At 72.7% G+C, this 23225-nt stretch carries 19 protein-coding genes; 8 read left to right on the top strand and 11 right to left on the bottom strand.

The window, feature by feature from the left end; genetic code table 11:
* Positions 1-18: 18 nt before the first annotated feature.
* The 3 genes from AB0L37_RS32880 (at position 19) to AB0L37_RS32870 (ending at position 5191) form a co-directional block, all read left to right on the top strand.
* Positions 19-1464, top strand: a complete 1446-nt coding sequence (locus AB0L37_RS32880; protein WP_365513793.1) for a carboxylesterase family protein — start codon at positions 19-21, stop codon at positions 1462-1464.
* 641 nt (positions 1465-2105) lie between these two features.
* On the top strand, positions 2106-4163 hold the full coding sequence (locus AB0L37_RS32875; protein WP_365513790.1) for a phosphocholine-specific phospholipase C: 2058 nt from the start codon (positions 2106-2108) through the stop codon (positions 4161-4163).
* A gap of 95 nt (positions 4164-4258) precedes the next feature.
* Positions 4259-5191: a phospholipid scramblase-related protein gene (locus AB0L37_RS32870; protein ID WP_365513787.1), complete on the top strand. Its 933-nt coding sequence runs from the start codon at positions 4259-4261 to the stop codon at positions 5189-5191.
* Positions 5192-5231: 40 nt separating this feature from the next.
* Here the strand turns inward: AB0L37_RS32870 and AB0L37_RS32865 are convergent, their stop codons facing one another.
* Positions 5232-6662 carry an MFS transporter gene (locus AB0L37_RS32865; protein WP_365513784.1) on the bottom strand — a complete coding sequence of 477 codons (1431 nt, stop codon included), beginning with the start codon at positions 6660-6662 and terminating at the stop codon, positions 5232-5234.
* Between the two features lie 182 nt (positions 6663-6844).
* On the opposite strand from AB0L37_RS32865, the gene AB0L37_RS32860 reads away from it, so the two are divergent.
* The gene (locus AB0L37_RS32860; protein WP_365513781.1) at positions 6845-7420 is read left to right on the top strand and encodes a helix-turn-helix domain-containing protein; all 576 of its coding nucleotides are present in this window, start codon (positions 6845-6847) and stop codon (positions 7418-7420) included.
* Positions 7421-7548: 128 nt separating this feature from the next.
* Here the strand turns inward: AB0L37_RS32860 and AB0L37_RS32855 are convergent, their stop codons facing one another.
* Positions 7549-8562 carry a hypothetical protein gene (locus AB0L37_RS32855; protein ID WP_365513778.1) on the bottom strand — a complete coding sequence of 338 codons (1014 nt, stop codon included), beginning with the start codon at positions 8560-8562 and terminating at the stop codon, positions 7549-7551.
* Positions 8559-9551, bottom strand: coding sequence for a phosphatase PAP2 family protein (locus AB0L37_RS32850; protein WP_365513776.1), 993 nt, complete (start codon positions 9549-9551; stop codon positions 8559-8561). The genes AB0L37_RS32855 and AB0L37_RS32850 overlap by 4 nt, the downstream gene beginning before the upstream one ends.
* Positions 9552-9762: 211 nt before the next feature.
* On the opposite strand from AB0L37_RS32850, the gene AB0L37_RS32845 reads away from it, so the two are divergent.
* A complete protein-coding gene (locus AB0L37_RS32845) occupies positions 9763-10395 on the top strand; it encodes a TetR/AcrR family transcriptional regulator (protein ID WP_365513773.1) in 633 nt (210 codons plus the stop codon).
* Between the two features lie 144 nt (positions 10396-10539).
* Here AB0L37_RS32845 and AB0L37_RS32840 read toward each other — a convergent pair whose 3' ends face one another.
* Complete coding sequence (locus tag AB0L37_RS32840; RefSeq protein ID WP_365513770.1) at positions 10540-11601, bottom strand: DUF2510 domain-containing protein; 1062 nt, start codon at positions 11599-11601, stop codon at positions 10540-10542.
* A 232-nt stretch (positions 11602-11833) separates the two neighbouring features.
* On the opposite strand from AB0L37_RS32840, the gene AB0L37_RS32835 reads away from it, so the two are divergent.
* On the top strand, positions 11834-14509 hold the full coding sequence (locus AB0L37_RS32835) for an AAA family ATPase (protein WP_365513768.1): 2676 nt from the start codon (positions 11834-11836) through the stop codon (positions 14507-14509).
* Here AB0L37_RS32835 and AB0L37_RS32830 read toward each other — a convergent pair.
* The 5 genes from AB0L37_RS32830 to pcaH form a co-directional block, all read right to left on the bottom strand.
* Positions 14506-15309 (bottom strand): SDR family NAD(P)-dependent oxidoreductase, encoded by an 804-nt coding sequence (locus AB0L37_RS32830; protein WP_365513767.1) that lies wholly within the window; start codon positions 15307-15309, stop codon positions 14506-14508. The genes AB0L37_RS32835 and AB0L37_RS32830 overlap by 4 nt on opposite strands.
* Before the next feature lie 85 nt (positions 15310-15394).
* Positions 15395-16513, bottom strand: a complete 1119-nt coding sequence (gene pcaD / locus AB0L37_RS32825) for a 3-oxoadipate enol-lactonase (RefSeq protein ID WP_365513765.1) — start codon at positions 16511-16513, stop codon at positions 15395-15397.
* A 159-nt stretch (positions 16514-16672) separates the two neighbouring features.
* Positions 16673-17983 (bottom strand): 3-carboxy-cis,cis-muconate cycloisomerase, encoded by a 1311-nt coding sequence (pcaB, locus tag AB0L37_RS32820; RefSeq protein WP_365513762.1) that lies wholly within the window; start codon positions 17981-17983, stop codon positions 16673-16675.
* A complete protein-coding gene (gene pcaG / locus AB0L37_RS32815) occupies positions 17980-18585 on the bottom strand; it encodes a protocatechuate 3,4-dioxygenase subunit alpha (RefSeq protein WP_365513759.1) in 606 nt (201 codons plus the stop codon). Before pcaG ends, pcaB begins: the two co-directional genes overlap by 4 nt.
* A gap of 9 nt (positions 18586-18594) precedes the next feature.
* Positions 18595-19368, bottom strand: coding sequence for a protocatechuate 3,4-dioxygenase subunit beta (pcaH, locus tag AB0L37_RS32810; RefSeq protein ID WP_365513857.1), 774 nt, complete (start codon positions 19366-19368; stop codon positions 18595-18597).
* A gap of 241 nt (positions 19369-19609) precedes the next feature.
* Between pcaH and AB0L37_RS32805 the strand changes: the two genes are divergently transcribed.
* Positions 19610-20086: a MarR family transcriptional regulator gene (locus tag AB0L37_RS32805; protein ID WP_365513756.1), complete on the top strand. Its 477-nt coding sequence runs from the start codon at positions 19610-19612 to the stop codon at positions 20084-20086.
* Here the strand turns inward: AB0L37_RS32805 and AB0L37_RS32800 are convergent.
* Positions 20073-20933 (bottom strand): DUF3048 domain-containing protein, encoded by an 861-nt coding sequence (locus tag AB0L37_RS32800; RefSeq protein WP_365513854.1) that lies wholly within the window; start codon positions 20931-20933, stop codon positions 20073-20075. The genes AB0L37_RS32805 and AB0L37_RS32800 overlap by 14 nt on opposite strands.
* 120 nt (positions 20934-21053) lie before the next feature.
* Positions 21054-22115: an ATP-dependent DNA ligase gene (locus AB0L37_RS32795; protein WP_365513754.1), complete on the bottom strand. Its 1062-nt coding sequence runs from the start codon at positions 22113-22115 to the stop codon at positions 21054-21056.
* Between the two features lie 73 nt (positions 22116-22188).
* Between AB0L37_RS32795 and ligD the strand changes: the two genes are divergently transcribed.
* A complete protein-coding gene (ligD, locus tag AB0L37_RS32790; protein WP_365513752.1) occupies positions 22189-23220 on the top strand; it encodes a non-homologous end-joining DNA ligase in 1032 nt (343 codons plus the stop codon).
* The last annotated feature ends 5 nt before the right edge of the window (positions 23221-23225 follow it).

Raw genomic sequence — 23225 nt, 5'->3', positions numbered from 1 at the left:
GCCGAGGGAGCCCACCGTATGACCGCCGTCGCCACCACCCGGCAGGGAACCGTCCGCGGCCGCACCGAGGACGGGATCGCCGCCTTCCTCGGAGTGCCGTACGCCGCACCGCCGTTCGGCCCGCGCCGGTTCGCCGCGCCCGCCCCCGCGGAACCGTGGGCCGGGGAGCGGGACGCGACCGCGTACGGTCCTGCCGCGCCCAAGGCCCCGTACGCGCCGCCCTTCGACGCGCTCATCCCGGAGACGTCCGAAGCGGGCGAGGACTGCCTCAACCTCAACATCTGGACCCCGGAACCGGGCCCCGGCGCGGGGCTGCCCGTGATGGTGTGGCTGCACGGCGGCTCCTTCTCGAACGGCTCCGCGAACTCCTCGGGCTACCGGGGCGACGCCTTCGCCCGCGACGGCGTCGTCTTCGTCGGCGTCAACTACCGCCTGGGCACGGACGGTTTCCTGCATCTGCCGGGCGCGCCCGACAACCGCGGCCTGCTCGACCAGATCGCGGCGCTCACCTGGGTGCGGGACAACATCGCGGCGTTCGGCGGCGACCCCGACCGCGTCACCGTCTTCGGCGAGTCCGCCGGGGCCGTGGCGATCGGGCAGCTGCTCGCCGAGCCCCGCGCCCGCGGCCTGTTCCGCCGCGCCGTGCTCCAGAGCGGCGCCTGCCACCATTTCGTACGGCCCGAGACAGCGCGCAAGATCGGGGAGTCGATGGCGTCGCGGCTCGGCGTCCCGTACACGGCGGAGGCGTTCGCCGAGGTTGCGCTGCCGGAACTCATCGCGGCGCAGGACGCGTTGCGCGGCGACTTCGCGCGCCGGCCCGACCCGGCGGTGTGGGGCGACGCCGCGCTCAACGGGATGGTCTTCGAACCGGTCGCGGACGAACTCCGCCTGCCGGGCCCCGACCTCGGCGTCGACCTCCTCGTCGGCTCCAACCGTGAGGAGAACCTCCTGTACATGGTGCCCACGGGCCGGCTGCTCACGATCTCCGAGGGCCGTCTCGTCCGCGGCGCCCAGGCCTACGGCGCCGACCTCGACGGCTACCGAGCCCAGCGTCCCGGCGCGAGCCCCGGCGAGCTCCTCCAGGCGATCGTCACCGACTGGTTCTGGCGCATCCCGGCCATCCGCCTCGCCGAGTCCGTCCCCGGCAGCCATCTCTACGAATTCGCCTGGCGCTCCCCGCAGTTCGACGGCGAACTCGGCGCCTGCCACGCACTGGAACTCGGCTTCGTCTTCGACCGCGTCGACGACCCCGACTACCTGCCCATGACCGGCAAGGACGCCCCGTCCGACCTGGCCCGCACCATGCACGCCGCCTGGGTCTCCTTCGCGGAGACCGGCGACCCGGGCTGGCCCGCCTACGACCCGAAGGCCGACCGCGCGACGATGGTCTTCGACGCGCCGCACTGCGGTACGGAGTCGGACCCCCGAGCGGCCGAGCGGGAGTTGTGGACCGGGGTGCGATGACAGGCCCGACCGGAACACGGTCGCTGCCGCGCGGCGAGACCTGATCGGCGACTTCCGCGAGCACGCGGTCGGCCAACCACTTTCCCTGCGCCTGCGCCATTTCACGCCCGGCCCGGGCACGGGCGGCCGTTCCTCCAGCCGCGGGCCGGCCTCCGGGGCCGGGCCCGGACGTCCGCCGCCACACCGCGGCCATGAAGCCGCACAAGGCCCTGGGCCCGCCGCTCACCCCACCGACGGCGGCACACCCCTGGGGCCTGTCCGGCGGATCGGGTCGCATCACCGGCGGCCCGCGCTTCAGCGCTGGTGAGCGGTGTCCGGCACGCCGCAGGTCGGCCTGCCGGACGCCGCGAGGCCGTCCGTCGGACGACGGCGGGAGTTTGAAGACAGGCCCAAGCGCTGTCCGAGAGCTGCTGCCTCCGGACCGGCGGGTCCACCGCCCGCCCGAACCGGCCCCGGACGGTTCGGCTCGGGCGGGCCGGACCCCCTGACCGCCGGCGGCCGCCGTGGCGCGCGGCCGCCGCCCACATTTTGCTGGACTGTCACTTCCGCCCCCTTTTCCTCAGCCCCGTTCGTCTTGAACACTCCCGTTGCCCCTCTTCGTGGACCGATCACCACCGAGGCAACAGGAGACCCCCACACTCATGACCGAACTCAATCGGCGCCGCTTCCTCCAGATCGCCGGAGCCACCGCAGGGTTCACCGCCCTGTCCGGGTCCATCGACCGCGCCGCCGCCATCCCGGCGGCGCGCCGCAGCGGCACCGTCCAGGACATCGAGCACATCGTCGTGCTCATGCAGGAGAACCGATCCTTCGACCACTACTTCGGCTCCATGAAGGGGGTACGCGGATTCGGGGACCCCCGCCCCGTGACGCTGCCCAGCGGCAAGCCGGTGTGGAACCAGAGCAGCGCCGGCAAGGAGACCCTGCCCTACCACCCGGACGCCGACGACCTCGGCATGCAGTTCATCGCGGGTCTCGACCACGACTGGGCGGGCGGCCACAGCGCCTTCAACAACGGCAAGTACGACAACTGGATCCCCGCCAAGGGCCCCGGCACGATGGCGTACCTGACCCGGGACGACATCCCGTTCCACTACGCCCTCGCCGACAAGTTCACGGTCTGCGACGACTACCACTGCTCGTTCATCGGCGCGACCGACCCGAACCGCTACTACATGCTCTCCGGCTACGTCGGCAACGACGGCACCGGCGGCGGCCCCGTCCTCGGCAACCAGGAAGCGGGCTACGGCTGGACCACGTACGCCGAACGCCTGGAGAAGGCGGGCGTCTCCTGGAAGGTGTACCAGGACGTCGGCGACGGCCTCGACGCGGCCGGGGGCTGGGGCTGGATCAACGACGCCTACCGCGGCAACTACGGCGACAACTCGCTCCTCTACTTCAACACGTTCCGCAACGCCAAGCCCGGCGACGCCCTGTACGAGAAGGCCCGCACCGGCACCAACGCCAAGGCGGGCGACGGCTACTTCGACGTCCTGAAGGCCGACGTGAAGGCGGGCACGCTCCCGAAGATCTCCTGGATCGCCGCGCCCGAGGCGTTCTCCGAGCACCCCAACTGGCCCGCGAACTACGGCGCCTGGTACATCTCGCAGGTCCTCGACGCCCTCACCTCCAACCCCGAGGTGTGGAGCAGGACGGCCCTGTTCATCACGTACGACGAGAACGACGGCTACTTCGACCACGTCGTGCCGCCCTACCCGCCGGCCTCCGCGAGCCAGGGTCTGTCCACCGTCGACACCACCTCCGACTACTACAAGGGCAGCGCCTCCTACGCGGCAGGCCCCTACGGCCTCGGCCAGCGCGTCCCGATGATCGTGGTCTCCCCGTGGTCCACCGGCGGCTACGTCTGCTCGGAGACCTTCGACCACACCTCGATCCTGCGGTTCATGGAGAACCGGTTCGGGGTGAAGGAGACCAACATCTCGCCGTGGCGCCGCGCCATCTGCGGCGACCTGACCTCCGCCTTCGACTTCTCCCTCAAGGTCACGGACCCGGCGGACCTGCCCGACACCACGGCCTACCTGCCGCCGGACCGCGACCGCCACAGCAGTTACGTACCGAAGCCGCCGGCGCAAGGTGTGCTCCCCAAGCAGGAGGCAGGCTCGCGGCCGAGCCGCCCGCTCGCGTACGCGCCCTACGTGGACGGCCTCGCGGACGTCTCGACCGGCAAGTACAAGCTGACGTTCAGCGGCGGGGACCGGGCGGGCGCCGCCTTCCAGGTCCGCTCGCAGAGCCGCACCGACGGCCCCTGGACATACACCACCGAGGCCGCCAAGTCGCTCTCCGACAGCTGGAACTCGGTCTACTCGCAAGGGAGTTACGACCTCACGGTGCACGGCCCGAACGGCTTCCTGCGGGCCTTCAAGGGCAACAACAAGGCCGTCGGGCCCGAGGTCGTCGCACGGCACGACGCCGCGACCGGCAATCTGCTCCTGACCCTGAAGAACCCGACGACGGCCGATGTCCGCCTCACCGTCACCAACGCCTACGGCGGCCAGGCGCGGACGTACACGGTGAAGGCCGGCGCCACCGCCCAGCAGACGGTCGACCTGAGCGCCACCAAGCGCTGGTACGACGTGAAGATCGTCCTCGAGGGCGACGCCGGGTATCTGCGCCGCCTCGCCGGACACGTCGAGAACGGTCAGGCCGGCGTGAGCGACCCGGGCCTCGCGACCGTGTGAGCCGGAACGCCCCTCCGCCCCTGTGGGGGAGGAGGGGCGTACGTCACATCGTCGGGCCCGGGGGCATTCATGGGGCGCCGCGATAGTGTGCCCCGGTGACGACGCAATCGAACACTCCTGCCGGTTGGTACCCGGATCCGCAGGGGACGCCCCAGACGCTGCGGTGGTGGGACGGGTCCCAGTGGACCGAGCACACGCACGCCGGGCAGGCCCAGGCCCAGGCGCCCGCCGCGAACCAGGTGCCGCAGCAGCAGGCCCATCAGCCTCAGCAGGCGCACGCGATGCAGGCGCAGCAGCCGCAGGCCTACGGTGCTCAGCCCCAGCAGCCGCAGGCCTACGGTGCCCAGGCCCAGCAGCAGCACGACGCGGGGCGCGTCCAGCGCCAGGTGCAGCAGCAGGCGGGCGTCGCGCCCGCCGGGCAGGGCGGCGGCTCGCTGTTCACCGAGCCCGTCCTGGTGGTGAACCAGAAGGCCAAGCTGATCGAGCTGACGAACGAGTACAGCGTCATGGACCAGCACGGCAACGTGCTGGGCTCGGTCACCGAGATCGGTCAGAGCGCCATGAAGAAGGCGCTGCGCTTCGTCTCCAGCGTCGACCAGTTCCTCACCCACAAGCTGGAGATCCGCGACGCGTACGGCCAGCCGCAGCTGGTGCTCACGCGCCCCGCGAAGTTCATGAAGTCGCGGGTGATCGTGGAGCGCCCGGACGGTTCGCCGGTCGGCGAGATCGTCCAGCAGAACATGATCGGCAAGATCAACTTCGCGATGAACGTGAACGGCCAGCAGGTCGGCGCTATCAAGGCGGAGAACTGGCGGGCCTGGAACTTCGCGATCGTCGACCACAACGACCAGGAAGTCGCCCGCATCACGAAGACGTGGGAGGGACTCGCCAAGACGATGTTCACGACCGCGGACAACTACGTGCTCCAGATCCACTTCCAGCTCCCCGAGCCGCTGCTCAGTCTCGTCGTCGCGACGGCCCTGACGGTGGACACCGCCCTGAAGCAGGACTCGCGCGGCTTCGGATGACCGGCCCAGGGGCGGGCTCCACGGCCCGCCCCGCCCCGCGTCACCGGGCGGCCGGCTCGTCGACCCGCTGCGCCGCGGGCTGCGCCGCGACCCGGGTGACGAGCGCCCTGCGACCGGCCGGCACCAGCAGCGCGGCGAGCGCCGCGGCCAGGCACAGGCAGGCCAGCAGCGTGAAGCCGTGCGTGTACCCGGACTCGTACGGCAGTCCCGACGGCTGGAGGCTGCCGGTGACCAGGCTGGTCATCAGGGCCGCGCCGATGGAGCCGCCGATGGTGCGGATGTTGGCGTTCATGCCGGTGGCCGCTCCGGTCTGGGCCGCCGGGACGTTCTGCACGATCAGGTTGGCCATCGAGGCGAAGGCCAGGCCGATGCCGAGCCCGAACACCCCCGCCGCCACGGCGATCTGCCACTGCTGCGCGTGCCACAGGGCGAGGATCGCGCAGGACGCGGCGCCGAGCGCGGCGCCCGCGGTGAGCAGCGGCTTGGCGCCGACGACGGGTTCGATCCGGCCGCTGACGACACCGGCGGCGAACATGGCCACGAGCATCGGCAGCATGAGCAGACCGGCCCCGGTCACGCTCGAACCGAAGCCGTACCCGGCCGCGGACGGGGTTTGCAGGAAGGCCGGCAGGTAGGACCAGACCGCGTACATGCCCGCGCCGAACAGCAGCGCGGCGGTGTTGGTCGTCCACACGGCGGGCAGCCGCATCACGCGCAGATCGATGAGCGGGCTCTTCGCGCGGGCCTCGACGAGCGCCCACGCGCCGAACAGGACGACGGCCGCGATCAGCAGACCGATGACCTTCGCCGAACCCCAGCCCCAGGACGTGGCCTGGCTGAGCGGCAGCAGCAGCGCGACGAGCCAGCTGGACAGCAGCACCGCTCCGGCCCAGTTCACGTGCCCGGAACCGCGGTTGGGCGACTCGGGTACGTAGCGCAGGGCGATCAGCGCGGTCACCGCGACGACCGCTGTGGGCAGCCAGAACAGCCAGCGGTAGTCGAGCGCGCCGACGATGGGCCCCGCGGCCACGATGCCCACACCGCCACCGGCCGCGATCACCGCGGACAGGTTGCTGATGCTGGGGCTGACCCGGTGGCCGGGGAACTCGTCGCGGATGATCCCGAACGAGAGGGGGAACAGGGCGCCGCCGATGCCCTGGACGACCCGGGCCACGATGAGGACGCCGATGTTCGGGGCGAGTGCCGCGAGCAGACAGCCCACGGTGAGCGCGGCGAGCGCGCCGACCATGGTCCGCTTCTTGCCGACCAGGTCGCCGACCCGGCCGAGGATCGGGGTGAAGACGGACGCGGACAGCAGATACGCCGTCATGACCCAGGTCGAGGTGGCCTGGGAGGTGTGCAGGGCGTGCTGGATGGTGGGCAGTGCGGGGGCGACCAGCGACTGCATCATCGAGAACACGCCCGCTCCGGTGGCGAGCACCGCGAAGGTGAGGCGGTTGTTCCGGTTCAAGGGTTTCTCCCGGCAAGGGGGTGCGGCCCGCGGGCGTGCGCGGGCTGCGAGGATGAAGGGATGGGGGTGCCACTGCTAAAGTGGAGGGCACCCTCGACTTAAGGAACGATACCGGAGGCGCGCCTCCGGTTCAACCTCGTTCCGGCCTGAGGTGACGTGAGAGGGAGAGGCACGGTGGACGCATGACGACGGACAGGGAGCGCGTGGGCGGAGTCGTCGCCGCTCAGCGGCCGCGCCGCGCCGACGCCGCGCGGAATTTCGACGCTCTGCTCGCCGCCGCGCGCGAGGCCTTCACCACGAAGGGCTCCGACGCCTCGCTGGAGGACATCGCCCGGCAGGCCGGCGTCGGCATCGGCACCCTGTACCGCAACTTCCCGACGCGGCAGGACCTCTTCGAGACGGTCTACGCGGAAGAGGTCGACGCGCTGTGCCGGCTCGCGGACGAGCTCGTGGACGCCCGGCCGTGGGAGGGCCTCGCCACGTGGCTGCGCCGCTTCGTCGACTACACCGTCACCAAGCGCGCGATCCGGGACGCGCTGAGCGGGGAGTCGGACATCTTCGTCTCCTGCCGGCGCGCGATGCTCGACGCGGCGGAGCCGTTGCTGGTGCGGGCGCAGGAGGCAGGGGAGGTCCGCGGTGACCTGTCGTTCGACGACCTGTTGCGGATGGTGTCCGGGGTGACCGCGGCGGCGTACGTCGACGAGGCCCAGCGGGACCGGGTCCTCGGATTCGCCCTGGACGGCATCCGGCCCCGCTAAGAGGCGCCCTGAAGGGGCGCGGGGCTGTGCCGATCAGCGGCTCCGCCGTGCGGCCGCGCCCTGAAGGGGCGCGGGGAACTGCGCGACCAGCCACGACGGCGCCGCACCCGCCGATGAAGGCTGGGGCTCTACGGCGCGAAGGCCACGGGGCTCTGCCCCGGACCCCGCTCCTCAATCGCCGGAGGGGCTTGATGTGCGAAGGCCACGCGGCTCTGCCCCGAACCCCGCTCCTCAATCGCCGGAGGGGCTTGATGTGGCTGAGGGGCTTGATCGGGTCGGCCGGGGATCGACCTCGCGACCACCACCGTGGCCTGCGGCGCGGACGACGCGCGGGTCAGTACCACCACGCCCCGCGCCGCGAGCACCGCCCCGAAGCCCGCCAGGGCCAGGCCCGCGATGCCGCCCTGAAGTCGCTCGCCCAGCAGGGAGAGGCCGATGATGGCCGCCGCCACCGGGTTCGCCAGGGTCACCACCGCGAGCGGGGCCCCGAGCCCGCCCCGGTACGCGGTCTGCGACAGCAGCAACCCGCCCGCGGCGAACGCGGCGACGAGCAGCGCGACCACGACGACCCGCACGTCGAGCAGCGGCTCCGTGCGGTCGGTCGCCGCGACGGTCACGGTCTGGGTGAGCGCCGAGGCGACACCCGAGGCGAGGCCGGACGCGGTCGCGTGGCGCAGGCCGGGCTTGGCGCCGCGCCGGGCGAGCAGGCCGACCAGCGCGGCCGTCGCCCCGGCCACCGCGAGCGCCTCGGGCAGCGCGAGCGTGTCGTCGGGCGCCGGGCCCGACGCCGTGACGAGCAGTGCGGCCAGACCGGCCAGCGTCAGGGCCGTGCCCCGCCATTCGCCGACCGTCACATGCCGCCCGGCGATCCGCGCGCCCAGCGGCACCGCCGCGACGAGGGTGAGCGCGCCGAGCGGCTGCACCAGCGTGAGCGGGCCGTACTTGAGGGCGGCGACGTGCAGCAGTGCCGCCGACGCGTTCAGTCCGACCGACCACCACCAGGCACCGGTGCCGAGCAGCCGCCACAGGCCCGCCCCGGCGCCGGCGGTGCGCGCGGCGAGACGTTCCTGGGCGACCGCGGCGGCGGCGTAGGCCACGGCGGAGACGAGGGAGAGGGCGACGGCGACCAGCGTGGCACTCATCGGCCGGCCCCGGTCGACACGAGCTGCGGCGCGGGGGCGACGGAGGTGACGGACGTCGAGCCCGGGGTCGGCGAGACCTGCACCGGGATCCGGATCGGCATCCGGTCAAGGACGTCGGACGCGGACAGGGAGTCCGGCGGCGTGCGCAGCGACGGCGCGGGCGACCACGGCGCCGGCGTCGGCGGAGTGTGCGCGACGGCGGGTGCGATCGCGTGGTCGGGGATCGGCAGCAGGTGCCGCCGGATGCCCGTGCCGCCGCCCACGGCCTGCGGCATGCGGATCACCGCGAGGGCGATGCCGAGCAGTGCCGTCGCCACGATCGCGTCGAGCCAGTAGTGGTTCGCCGTGCCGACGACGACGAGCAGCGTGACCAGCGGGTGCAGCAGCCACAGCCAGCGCCACCGGGACCGGGTGGCGACGATCAGGCCGATCGCGACCATCAGGGCCCAGCCGAAGTGCAGCGAGGGCATCGCCGCGAACTGGTTGGCCATCGTGTCGGTGTCGGGCTTCGCCGCGTACACCGACGGGCCGTAGACCTGCGCGGTGTCGACGAGGTGCGCGGCCGACAGCATCCGCGGCGGTGCGAGCGGGAACGACAGGTGCAGCACGAGCGCCGCCGCCGTCAGGACGGCGAGCACCCGCCGCGTCCACACGTAGTGGCGCGGGCGGCGCAAATACAGGAAGACGAGCAGGGCGAGCGTGGCCGGGAAGTGCACGGTCGCGTAATAGGTGTTCGCGATGTGCACCAGGGTGTCGCTGTGCAGCAGCGCGCTCTGGACCGCGCCCTCGCCGGGCAGGTCGACGGCGCGCTCGAAGCTCCACACGTGGTCGGCGTTGCGGAACGCCTCGCCGGTGTGGCCGTTGGCCAGTTGTCGGCCGAACTTGTAGACGAGGAAGAGTCCTACGACCAGCAGGAGCTCCCGGACCAGTGGCGGTCGGGCAGCGCGACTGTCCGGCTCAGGTTCGGCAGGCTCGAACAGGGAATTCATCCCCGGGCCCCTTTTCGTGACGACTGGGTGGTGCGTGGTGGTACCTGGTGCAACGGGTGCGCTTGTGGCGCGGCGATATGCGTGTTCCGACGTACGGAATGCCGCTCATCGATACGCCAGTGTACCGAAACGCTGGCGTACCGGTACACTGGCGTATCGATAGGGGATGTGATCTCATCGACACACACCATCGAGCGAGGAGCGCAGAGTCATGACGACGCGAGAACAGGCCACCGCGACAGCGACGACCACCTCGCGCCGATCCAAGATCTCGCCCGAGCGGGCGCAGGAGCTCTACGACGCCGTCCTGGAGCAGTTGCGTACGAACGGCTACGAGGCGCTCACCATGGAGGGCGTCGCCGCGCACGCCAGTTGCAGCAAGTCCACGCTCTACCGGCAGTGGAAGACGAAGCCGCAGATGGTGGCGGCCGCGCTGCTGGCCGGCCGCTGCGTGAAGTTCTTCTCGGCCGACACGGGTACCCTCGCAGGGGACCTGGTCGCCGCCGCGCGGAACGCGGGGGCGCAGGCCAAGCGGGACACCTCGCTCATCCAGGCCCTCGGCCACGCCGTCCTCCAGGACGCCGAGCTGAAGTGCGCACTGCGAGGGGCCCTGGTCGACCCGGAGATCGCGTCGATCAACGCGATGGTCGAGCGGGCCGTGGCGCGCGGCGAGATCGCCGCGGACCATCCGGCCCTGCCCTATCTGGCCGCGCAGCTCTTCGGAGTCATGCGCAGCCGCCCCGTCCTGGAAGGGTGTGACGCCGACGTGGACTACCTGGTCCGATTCGTCGAGAACGTCCTGATCCCGGGACTCGGCCTGACCCTCCCCGATCAGGCCACATGAACGGTTGACCGCCGGCCGCAGGGATGACCGGCCGGCGGTCTGCCCGCGCCGCACCGTGGGGACGGGGGCGGCGCGCACCCCCGGCCGGGCGGGTTCCTCACTGAGCGGAGAGGAACCCGCCCGGCCCTTTGCGTCCCGAGTGCGTCAGACGTCCTCGCCGTCGCCGCCGCCCATGACCACCTTGGACTTCTTGATCCCCTTGACGAGCTTGTCGATCGCCGAGTCGTCGGGACCCGCCGCCTTCTCCTTCGCGGTGCGCGGGATGTCGACGCCGATGCGCACGACGACCAGCGTCTTCGGGTCGTCCGGCGCCGGGAAGGCCACGGACTCCACCCACGCGTCGATCGACGACTTGGTGTCCACGTTCCAGCGGACGCGGTAGCCCTTCTGCCCCGCGACCGTCACCTTCTCCGACAGGAGCTCCTCGTGGGTGACGATCCCGCCGTAGACCTTGCCGCCGTAGGACGCCTTGGCGTTCTTGGCGATGTCCTCCTCCGCCGCCGCCTGGGCCGTCGTCGCGTTGAGCTTCAGGTCCTTCGCCGACGAGGTCGACGCGCCGCCCTTGACACAGGTCTGCGCCGTGTCGTCCGGGCACTTGTACGGCCCGGTCTGCACGCCGGCGACGCCCGCGCCGTCGTTCCCGGTCCAGTCGTCGAGGACGGGCAGCGCGACACCGTTGGTGACATCGGTGGCGTAGCCCTTGTCGAGCGGGGCCCGCGGCGACTGCGGTGTCTCGGGGGACGCGCTGCCGCCGCCCGGACCGCCGCCTCCCCCGGGGCCGCCCGGCAGCGGCGACTTCGACGCGGAGCCCACCTGGTCGCTCTTTCCGCCGTCGTCCCCGGCGGTGAGCGCGTACACGCCGCCGGCGATCCCGGCGAGCACCGCCACGGCGACGCCCACCGCGATGGCGATCCGTGCGCGGCTGCGCGGCTTCGGCGGCAACTGGCCCGGATAGCCCGGGTAGTTGGGGTATGCCGGATACATCCCGGGTATGGCCTGCTGCTGTGCGAGGGGAGCCGGGCCCACCCCGGGTGCGGCCGGTGGGGTCTGCGGAGCCGGCGGGGTCTGCGGGACCTGCGGTGGCGGGGTCGTGGCCGGACGGGTCTGGTCCGTCCACCGGCTGCCGTCCCACCAGCGTTCGGTGCGGGGGCCGTCCGGGACCTGGCCGGGGTCGGGATACCAGGCTGCGGGAGTCTGCGACGTCATGAGCGTCACAGTATGAGGCGACCCTGAAAGGGACATGAGAGGGTCCGGTCGACGGACGGGATCGTTATCTGCGCCCGGAGCCCGGTGAACTGAGCCCGGGGCCCACAGGGCCGATCAAATCCCACCGGCTCCGAAGACCCGCCACCGCGGCGGGCGCCCGCGCATTACCCTCATGACCAGTACGCCCAAGTGCTGATCGGGGCACGGGGGATCGACACCGGGAGGGTGCGGGATGACACAGGGACGGCACGCCGACGCCGCCTCTTCCGGCCCGCTGCTGTGGGAGCGGGAAACCGAACTCGACGTCGCGGCAAGGGCCCTTGAGGACCTGTGCGGGGACTCCGCGTCCTCCGGCAGCCTCGTCGTCTACAAGGGAGAGGCGGGCATCGGCAAGACCGCCCTGCTCTCCCGGGTGCACGACATGGCCAGGGGCCGCGCCACCGTCTGGTCCGCGCGCGGCGGCGAGACGGTCACCTCCGTCCCCTTCAACGTCGTACGGGGACTGCTCCAGCCCGCCCTGCTCGCGCTCTCCGAGGACGAGGCGCGCGAGTACTTCGGCGACTGGTACGACATCGCGGGCCCCGCCCTCGGGATAGCCGAGCCCACCGGGCGTCAGGCCGACCCGCAGGGCGTGCGCGACGGACTCGTCGCCGCGGTGTCCCGACTGGCCAGGCTGCACTGGCCGTTGGTGCTGCTGATCGACGACGCGCACTGGGCCGACCTGGAGACCCTGGAGTGGCTCGCCGCGTTCGCCGAGCGCCTCGACGACCTGCCGGTGCTCGTCGTCGTCGCCCAGCGCGACCCCGAGGACGCGCAGGCGGCCGCCTGTCTGGACGCCGTGGCCGCCGCCGCCCGGCCCGGCGCCGCCAAGCTGCGCGAGCTGACCCCCGATGCCACCGCGGGCCTGACCCGCGCCACGCTCGGCGACCACGCCGACGACCCGTTCTGCCGCGAGGTCTGGGCGGTGACCGGCGGAAACCCGTACGAGACCGTCGAGTTGCTCGCCAAGGTGCAGGACAGCGACCTCGCGCCGGAGGAGGAATCCGCGAGCCGGCTGCGCGGCCTGAACCGGTCGGCGCGCGGCCGCGGACTCGTCGCCCGCCTCGAAGGACTCGGCACCGAAGCCACCCGGTTCGCCTGGGCGGCTGCCATCCTCGGCACCCGTATCGAGCCGGGACTCGCCGCCCTGCTCGCCGGCATGAACCCGGAGCAGGCGGGCCGCTGCGCCGAGCGGCTGCGCGCCGCCCGCATCCTCACCGACGTCACGTACGGCACCGCGGACACCCTGGAGTTCGTGCACCCGCTGATCGCCTCCGCCGTCTACGACGCGATCCCGCCGGCCACCCGCACCGCCATGCACGGCCAGGCCGCGTGGGCGGTCACCGCCTCCGGGCACGGGCCCGCCGCGGCCTCCCGGCACCTGCTCGAGGTGCACCCGGACGACGATCCCGAACTCGTCGAGCAGATGCGCGCCGCCGCGAGCGAGCACCTCGCCGTCGGCGCCCCCGACGCCGCCCGCCGCTGTCTGGAGCGCGCGCTCGCCGAGCCGCCGCTGCCCGAGGTGCGCCCGCACGTCCTGTACGAACTGGGCTGCGCCACGCTGCTCACCTCGCCCGTCACCACCATCAAGCACCTGGACGCCGCCCTCGACACGACACCGGGGCTCGACGGCGACCAGCGCGTCGACGCCGTCTGCCGGCTCTCCCAGGCCCTCGTCCACAACGACCAGCTGGAGGAGGCGCTGCGGCTCATCGACACCGAGGCCGAGCGGCTCGAACCGGGACCCGCGCGGCTGCGCCTCCAGGCCATGCACTTCATGTGGGAGGGCATCCACGCGGGCGAGGAGGACTCCCCGGGCCGCTCGCGGAACCTGGCGACGATCGCCGACCAGCTCGCGGGCCGCGACAACCCCGAGCGCGTCCTGCTGATCCTGCGCGCCTTCGACGCGATGACCCGCGGGGAGAACGCGGAGGAGGTCGTCGAGCGCTGCGACCGCGCCCTCGTCAACGGCCGCCTCGCACCCGGGCTCGGCTGGACCGATCCCGAGTGGGGCTTCGAGGTCCTCGCCATGCTCGGCAGCGCCTACCTCTTCGCCGACCGGCTCGACCGCGCCGAGTCCCTGTTCACCGAGGCCGTGCGCGAGTACGAGACGGCCGGCTGGAGCGGCGGCCACCTCGCCATCGCCCATGCCTTCGTGGGATACGTCCATCGCAGGCGCGGCCGCCTCACCGATGCCGAAGCGTTCCTGCGCGAGTCCCTGCGCCTCGCCGACCGTGTCGGACGCGGCCTGCCCATGCACTGGGACGCGGCGTGCATGCTCATCGACACGCTCCTCGCCCGCGGCAAGGCGGGCGAGGCACAGGAGATCGCCGACCGCTACGCCTTCGGCCCGCCCTACCCGTCGACGATCGTGCTGCCCGACGCGCACGCCGTCCGCGGCCGGCTGCTCCTGGCCACCGGCCGGGTGGAGGACGGGGTCAACGAACTGGAGAGCGCGGCCAAGGCGGCCATCGCCCGCGGCGGCCACAACACGATCATGGCACCGTGGGCCCTCGACCTGGCCCGCGCGCTCGCCCTCACCGACCCGCGGCGCGCGGCCGAACTCGTCGCGGAGGCCCGTACCCAGGCCGAGCGCTTCGGCACGGACACGGCGATCGGCGAAGCGCTGCGCTGTGCCGCCGCGTTGGAGACCGGGCAGAAGCAACTCACCCTGTACGCGAAGGCGGTGACGTACCTCGAAGCCTCGCCCTGCGCCTACGAGCACGCGCTGGCCCGCGTCGAGTACGGCATGGCCGCCCGCTCCCTCACGGAGCTCAACCGCGGTCTGACGCTGGCCCGTTCCTGCGGGGCCGACGGCCTCGCGGCGCGGGCCCGGGACGTCCTGGAGACGGGCCGCGGCCTGCGCTAACCGGCGGTGAGCAGCCGGTCGAGGACGGCGTCGAGACGGGCCTGCGTCGCGCGGTCGTACGTCCCCGCGTGCGCCTGCGCAGGACGTGTCCCGTCGTAGAAGCGCCCCGTCGACTCGGCGCCCGCCGCTCCGGTGGCCAGGGCGATGACGCCCGTCGCGCCGTCGGCGACGCTCGTCCAGGGGTCGATCCCGGCCTCGCGCACCATCCCGGTGTCCATGTACGTCGCCGGGTGGATGACGTTCACCGTGACCCCGGTGCCGGCCAGCTCCCGGGAGAGGGAGAACGTGTGGGCGGCGAAGGCGAACTTGGCGCGGCAGTAGGCGTCCGTACCGGAGTAGCCGTGCGCGAAGTCCAGGTCGTCGAAGTCGAGCGGTGCCTGGCCGAGCGAGCCGCAATTCACGATGCGCGAAGGGGAGTTGGCGCGCAGGACGGGCAGCAGGGCGCGGGTGAGCGCGACGGGCGCCAGCAGGTTCACGGCGAGCCGCAGCTCGTGCCCGTCGGCGCTCAGCTCGCGGCCGGATCCCGCGGGCCCGGCGCCGACCCCGGCGTTGTTGACGAGGACGTCGAGTTCCGGATGCGCGGCGGCGACGCGTGCGCCGAGGTCGCGGACCTGGCCGAGGGAGGCGAGATCGGCGACGAACCCCTCGGCGCGCCCCTCGGCCCGCAGCTCGTCGACGAGGGCGTCGGTCCGTGCCTTGTCCCGCCCGTGCGCGAGGACGACATGTCCCGCGCGCACGCACGCGAAGGCGAGGTACCGGCCGAGGCCGGACGTGGCACCGGTGATCAGAAGTGTGGCCATGCGGCCAGGCTAGGCACGGGACGGGGGCGGGAACCAGAGCCGGCGGATCCTACGTCCCGCAGGGTCACCCGGGCGCCTGGAAAGGTCACCCGATGCCTTCGTCCGCGAGCACCCGCTGGGCCGCCGCGAACGCCGAGTTGGCCGCCGGGACGCCCACGTACACCGCGCACTGTTGCAGGACGGCGCCGATCTCGTCGGGGGTGAGACCGTTGCGCAGCGCGGCGCGCACATGCATCGCCAGTTCGTCGAGATGGCCGTGGGCGACCAGCGCGGTCATGGTGACCATGCTGCGCTCGCGGCGGGTCAGGGTCTCGTCGGTCCAGATCTCGCCCCACGCGTAGCGCGAGATGAAGTCCTGGAACCCTGCCGTGAACGGGGTCTGCCGCGCCTGCGCCCGGTCGACGTGCGCGTCACCGAGCACCTGCCTGCGCACCTCCATGCCGCGCCTGGCGCCCGCCCCGAAGTGCGTGCGCAGCAGCCCGACGACGGCCTCGGGGCGCTCGGCGACGGCCAGGTGCGAGGCGCGGGACAGTTCGGCGAGTTCGGCGCCCGGCACCGCGTCGGCGATCTCCCGCAGGTGCGCCGGCGGCGTCGCGGGATCGTCCCGCCCTGCGACCAGCAGCGTCGGCACACGGATCTCGCCGAGCCGGTCCCGCAGGTCGAACGCGGCGAGGGCGTCGCAGCACGCCGCGTACGCCTCGGGGTCCGCGTCCCGGTTGTCCCGCACGAGCCGTTCGTCGCGGAACGCCGGCGTGAACCAGCGCGCGGGCGCGGTGTCGGCGACCCCCGCCGTGCCCTCCTTGCGCACCAGCGCGGCCCGCTCCTCCCAGGCTCGGGAGCCTCCGAAGTGCGCGGACGAGCACAGCACGGCGAGGCGGCCGACCCGGTCGGGGTGGTGCACGGCGAGGTGCAGTCCGACGGCGCCGCCCAGGGAGACGCCCGCGTAGCCGAACCGCTCGATGCCGAGGTCGTCCGCGAGGGCGAGCACGAGGTCGGCGAGGTCGGCGACGGTGGCCCCGGCCGCGATCAGCCCGGCCGCGGATCCGCCGTGCCCGGGCAGGTCCCAGCGGACCACGCGGTGGGCGACGGACAACTCGGGGGCGACCCGGTCCCACAGGGCGAGCGAGGTCCCGAGGGAGGGGCCGAGGAGCAGCGGGGGAGCGGTCGGGGAACCTTCGGCGGTGTGGTGGAGGGTCTCGGTCATGGGTGGGCTCCAGGAGGGTGGGGTGGGGTGTCGACTGCGGGGACGGGGGCGGGGGCGGGTGCGGGTCCGGTGGGGGCTGGTCGCGCAGTTCCCCGCGCCCCTAAAGGCGAGCGGCTCCGCCGCGGGGCGCGACCAGCCACGACGAAAGCCGCACCCGACTCACCCCCGCTCGAGCGCCCGGTCGACGAGCGCCCCCGCCGCACCCACGTACCGCTCGGGATCGGTCAGGCGCCCCACGTCGACATCCTTCAGACGAGGCTCCCGGGCCAGTACGGCCTCCAGGGGAACCGCCTCCGCGCGGGCCCGCCGATCCGCCTCGGCCAGCAATTCCTTCGCGGCGCCGCGCCCGAGCAGCCCCGACAGCTCCGCCGACAGCCGCTCGGAGACGATCGCCCCGCCGGTCAGGGACAGGTGCGCGCGCATCACGTCGGCGCGCACCACGAGCCCCTCGGTCAGTTCGGCGGTGTCCCGCGCCGCCCCGCCGACGACCCGCAACAGCTCCCGCAGGGTGGCCCATTCGGCATGCCACGCCCCGGCCGGGCGTTCGTCCTCGGCCGCCATCGAGCCGTACAGCGTCGCCGCGAGCCCGGGTGCCCGCCGTGCCGCCGCCGCGATCAGGGTCGAGCGGACCGGGTTCGCCTTGTGCGGCATCGCGGACGAACCGCCGCCCGCCCCCTCGGCCAGCTCCCCGGTCTCGGTACGGGACAGGACCAGCACATCGGCGGCCACCTTGCCGAGCGCGCCCGCCGTGAACGCCAGTGCTCCCGCCAGATCGGCCACCGGCGCCCGCAGTACGTGCCACGGCAACTCCGGTGCAGAGAGGCCCAGTTCCCTCGCGTAGGCCTCGACCAGTGCGAGCGGATCGCCCGCGCCGTACGCCTCGAACGCCGCCAACGTGCCCGCGGCGCCGCCCAGTTGGACCGGCAGAGCCTCGCGCACGGACCGCAGCCGGTCCCGCGCGTCGAGGACCAGCGACCGCCACCCGGCCGCCTTGAGCCCGAACGTCGTCGGCACCGCGTGCTGCGTGAGCGTACGACCGGGCATGACCGTGTCCCGGTGCGCCGAGGCGAGCCGTGCCAGCACCCCTTCCGTACGGGCCAGTTCCGCCACGACCGCATCCAGGCTGCGCGCGGCCACCAGCATCAGCGCCGAGTCGAGGATGTCCTGACTCGTCGCGCCCCGGTGCACGTACGGCCCGTGCTCCGCGCCCGCCGCCGCCGTCAGGTCGGCGACGAGCGGGATCACCGGGTTGCCCCCGGCGCGGGCCCGGCGTGCGAGGTCCCGTACGTCGAAGGGTGACGCGACCGCCGCGGCGGTCACCGCGTCGGCGGCCTCCGCCGGGGCGAGGCCGAGGGTGGACTGCGCCCGCGTCAGGCCCGCCTCCGCTTCCAACAAGGCCTGGAGGAAAGCCTCTTCGGACGTGGTGCGCTCGGTGGGTGCGTCCTCGGTGCCGGGGTCGAACAGGGTCACGTGAACTCCAGGAAGACCGTCTCGCCCTCGCCCTGAAGGCGGATGTCGAAACGGTACGTGCCGTCCGGCTGCCGCCGCGCGATCAGCGTGTCGCGCCGCGCCGGGTCGAGCCCCGCGAGCAGCGGGTCGGCGGCGAGTGCCGCGTCGTCGCCCGCGAAGTAGATCCGCGTGAAGAGATGGACGAGCAGCCCGCGCGCGAACACGCACACGCTCAGGTACGGCGCGCTCGACCCGCGCGCCCCGGGCCGCAGCGTCCGCGCGTACCAGTGCCCGTTGGCGTCGGTCTGGATGCGGCCCCAGCCGGTGAACTCCACGCCGTTGCGCCCGAGATAGCCGCCCGTCGCCGGGTCCCGCCGGATCGAACCGTCGACCTGCGGCAGATTGCCCTCCGGGTCGGCGCCCCACAGCTCCAGGAATGCGTCCGGCAGCGGGTTGCCCTCACCGTCGTACACGTATCCCTGGACGGTGACGGTGTCCGGGTGGCCGACGGGTGCGATGTCGGCGCCGCCGGGGAACGGCAGCGCGTACCCGTAGAACGGGCCGACCGTGTGCGAAGGGGTGGGGAGCACGGCGTCCGGGTTGCTCGTGTCGATCTTCGTCATGGTGGTCGCTCAGCGCCCTTCTTCGATCCAGGTGGCCTGCGGTCCGTCGAGCACGATGTCCCAGTGGTAGCCCATCGAGAACTCGGGCACCGACTGGCTGTGGTCGTACGTCGCGACGAGCCGCTGACGGGCCGCGTCGTCGGTCACGGACTGGATGATCGGGTCGTACGGGAACAGCGGGTCGCTCGGGAAGTACATCTGCGTCACGAGCCGCTGCGTGAACGCCGAGCCGAACATCGAGAAGTGGATGTGCGCCGGCCGCCAGGCGTTCACGTGGTTGCGCCACGGATACGGGCCCGGCTGGATGGTGGTGAAGTGGTAGCGGCCCTGATCGTCCGTCAGCATCCGCCCCACACCGGTGAAGTTGGGGTCCAGCGGGGCGTCGTGCTGCTCGCGCTGATGGGCGTAGCGGCCCGCCGAGTTGGCCTGCCAGATCTCCACGAGCTGGCCGCGCACCGGGCGGCCGTGGCGGTCGAGGAGACGGCCCGAGACGGTGATGCGCTCGCCGATCGGCTCGCCGTTGTGCTGCCGCGTGAGGTCGTTGTCGATCTCGGTGATGTTGCGCTCGCCGAAGGCGGGGGAGCCCAGCTCCACCAGCTCCGGGTCCTTGGAGACGTCGATGTTCACCGGCGGCTGCTTCGGGTGGCGCAGCGTCGAGGAGCGGTAGGGCGCGTAGTCGCGGCGCGGGTGGTGCTCGACGGGCGCGCCGCCGGCGACGCGCTTCTCGTACGCGGCGTGCTCGGCCGCTATCTCCGCGTCGATGTCGTGCTGGGTGAGCGTCATGGGGCTTCCTTCTTCGGCCGGGCTCTCGTCCTTGCCCAGCGCACTATTACTCAGCGCACTGAGCATTTCTGGAGCTCCGCTCACCGTGCCATCGGGGCCGTGAACCGTCAAGGGTGGACAGGTGGGTGAAGGCTTCCGCTCGACAGGCGGCCACCCGGTACCGGAGTATTGCTCAGTGCACCCGCACATCTGCACCCGCACATCTGCATCCGCAGACACGCACACCGAGTGGAGGACCGCGATGGCCGCGGTGGATCTGACCACCCATCCCGGGCATCTCGCCCGGCGGCTCCAACAGGCGCACTACCTGCTGTGGAACGCGATGGTCTCGGAGGAGATCACGTCACCGCAGTTCGCGGTCCTGAACGCGCTCGTCGCCGAGCCGGGCCTCGACCAGCGCACGGTCGGCGAGCGCGTCGGCCTGGACCGCTCGACGATCGCCGAGGTGGTCAGCCGGCTCACCCGGCGCGACCTCCTCGACAAGGTCCGCGACCCGCAGGACGGCCGCCGCTGGCTGCTGCGGACGACGCCGGAGGGCGCGCGCACCCACAAGAAGCTGACCGTGCGCACCGCCCGCATGAACCAGGTCTTCCTGGCGCCCCTGGATGCGGGTGAGCAGCAGGTCTTCTTCGACCTGATCCAGCGGGTCTGCGACGCGGCGGAAGGGCTGCGCAACCCGCAGGAGGCCGCTCCCGCGCAGGCCGTCACGCCTTCGTGAAGACCACCCACACAGGGCCAGGCGCGAAGGGCAGGGGTTCGCCGTCGGGCGTCGTGAACGTCGTGCCGTCCTCGGCGGTCGCCCGCTCCCACCGCGCGTCGTAGGCCCGCCCGTCGCGCAGTACGAGCGCCTTTCCCTTGCCGACCGTGCGCGACAGCGGCGTCGTGCTGCCGAACTTGTCGTGGAAGCGGGACGGCCGGATGTCGACGTACTGGACGACGGCTGTCGCCGCGGTGAGCCTGGTCCCGCTGGAGGTGACGGCCGGGCTCCCGTCCATGCTGATCTCCCAACGGCCTTTCCCCGCAGCCCAGTTGAAGGTGAAGCGGGCCGCGGGGAAGCGCACGGTGCGCTCCGTCTCGGGTCGGCCGCCGGCCGGGACGCGGGCCGCGAAGCGGAACCCGGCCGCCGTCCCCGCGTTCGTCCCCGACGTCGTACGGCCCAGCTTGCGCGGCCGCAGGAAGAGGTTGTGCGGCGCGGGCCTGTCGCTTCCGCGGACGTACGCGCCGCTCGCCTCGCCCGGCGACCTCGCACGCAGCGGCGCCGCGTCGATCAGCGGGAGCAGCTTGCCCTGCGCGCCGGAGAACGCGAGCGTCGGCCGGTCGAACTGGGCGAGGAGCTCCAGATCGGTCTCGCGGGCGCTGCGCACCGGGCCCACCACGTCGGGCAGACGTGAGCCGAAGACCGCCATCAGCCGGCTCAGGCCGCCCTCGACCTGTTCCGCGTAGACGAGGTCCGCGTCCTGGAGCCCGGTCTGCGGCCGGGCCGCCCCCACGTTGTCGATCTTCACGGCGAGCAGCGCCGCGCCCCGGGCGGTCGGCGAGGCGGACCCGTTCCCGTCCGGGGGCAGCCCCGTCGTGCACGCCGCACCCGCGACCCCGAGCAGCCCGACGACGAACGCGCGCCTACGTATCCCGTCCACGGCCCAGACATACCCGTACGGGGCCCGCGCTCATCCCCGTACGAGCGTCTAACGCAGGACGTCCGCGAGGTCGAACTTCACCGGCTCGTCCAGCTGCGCGTACGTACAGCTCTTCGGCGTGCGGTCCGGGCGCCAGCGGCGGAAGCGTGCCGTGTGCCGGAAGCGGGCCCCGTTCTCCATGTGCTCGTACGCCACCTCGGCGACCCGCTCCGGGCGCAGCGCCACCCAGGAGAGGTCCTTCTTTCCGGTCCAGCGGCTGGTCGCGCCCGGCATCCGGGACGCCGCCTGCGCCGCCTCGTCGGCCCACGCCGCCCAGGGGTGACCCTCCGGGGACTCCATGCGCAGCGGCTCCAGCTCGTCGATCAGCTCCGCGCGCCGCTTCATGGTGAACGCCGCGCAGACCCCGACGTGCTGGAGGGTGCCCGCGTCGTCGTACAGGCCGAGCAGGAGTGAGCCGACGACCGGGCCGCTCTTGTGGAAGCGGTACCCGGCGACCACGCAGTCCGCCGTCCGCTCGTGCTTGATCTTGAACATCAGGCGCTCGTCCTGCCGGTAGCGCAGATCGAGCGGCTTGGCGACGACCCCGTCCAGGCCCGCGCCCTCGTACTGCTCGAACCAGCGCCCCGCCAGCTCGGCGTCCGTCGTCGCCGGGGCCAGGTGCAGCGGCGCCGAGGCGGTGGCCAGGGCCTCCTCCAGGCGCCGTCTGCGCTCGGTCAGCGGTGCGTCCACCAGCGACTCGTCGCCGAGCGCCAGGACGTCGAAGGCGACGAAGGAGGCCGGCGTGCGCTCGGCGAGCGTGCGCACCCGGGAGTCCGCGGGGTGGATCCGCTCGGTCAGCGCGTCGAAGTCGAGCCGCCCGTCCCGCGCGATCACGATCTCCCCGTCCAGCACGCACCGCTCGGGCAGCCGTTCGGCGAGCGCGCCGACCAGTTCGGGAAAGTACCTGGTCAGCGACTTGGTGGTGCGGCTGGTGAGCTCGATCTCCGGGCCGTCGCGGAAGACGATCGCGCGGAACCCGTCCCACTTCGCCTCGTAGTGCATACCGGCGGGGATCCTGGCGGCGGACTTGGCGAGCATCGGCTTGACCGGCGGCATCACGGGAAGATCCATGCACCGATTCTGACCTCTATGTACGGAGGACGCCCGGTATGCGGTGTACGTTCCTTCGGCCTAGCGTGGACCCATGGGCAGCAAGGGCGCGGCGGTGGAGCTGATGGCGGGCGGACGGCCGGTGCGGCTGTCCAGCCCCGACAAGGTGTACTTCCCGGACGACGGCACGAGCGGATACACGAAGCTGGACGTGGCGAACTACTTCCTCGCGGTCGGCGACGGCATCCTGCGCGCCCTGCGGGACCGGCCCACGACCCTGGAGCGCTACCCCGAGGGCGTCACCGGCGAGTCCTTCTACCAGAAGCGGGCCCCGAAGAACCTACCCGACTGGATCCCCACCGCCACCATCACGTTCCCCTCGGGACGCACCGCCGACGAGATGTGCCCCACCGAGGTCGCCGCCGTGCTGTGGGCCGCCCAGTACGGCACCCTCACCTTCCACCCGTGGCCGGTGCGCCGTGACGACCCCGACCACCCGGACGAACTCCGTATCGACCTCGACCCGCAGCCCGGCACCGAGTACGGCGACGCCGTGCGCGCCGCCCACGAACTGCGCGCCGTACTCCACGAGTTCGGCGGTCTGCGGGGCTGGCCCAAGACCTCCGGCGGGCGCGGACTGCACGTGTTCGTGCCCATCGAACCGCGCTGGACGTTCGTCGAGGTGCGCCGCGCCGCGATCGCCTGCGGGCGCGAACTGGAGCGCCGTATGCCGGAGTCGGTCACCACGGCCTGGTGGAAGGAGGAGCGCGGCGAGCGCATCTTCGTCGACTTCAATCAGACCGCCCGCGACCGTACGATCGCCTCCGCCTACTCGGTCCGCGCCCGCCCCGGCGCGCCCGTCTCCGCCCCGCTCACCTGGGACGAAGTCGGGGACGCGCGGCCCCGCGACTTCACCGTCGGCTCCATGCCCAAGCGCTACGCCGACGTGGGCGATGTGCACGCCGCCATGGACCAGGAGCGCCACAGCCTCGACGCGCTCCTGGAACTCGCCGACCGCGACGAGAAGGACCGGGGCCTGGGCGACCTGCCGTACCCGCCGGAGTATCCGAAGATGCCGGGCGAACCCAAGCGGGTACAGCCGAGCCGGGCCAGGCACGACGACTAGAACCT

This window comes from Streptomyces sp. NPDC052225, from assembly GCF_040679615.1.
GTDB lineage: Bacteria > Actinomycetota > Actinomycetes > Streptomycetales > Streptomycetaceae > Streptomyces.
The sequence above is the reverse complement of the archived record's forward strand: the minus strand, read 5'-3'. Positions and strand labels throughout refer to the sequence as shown.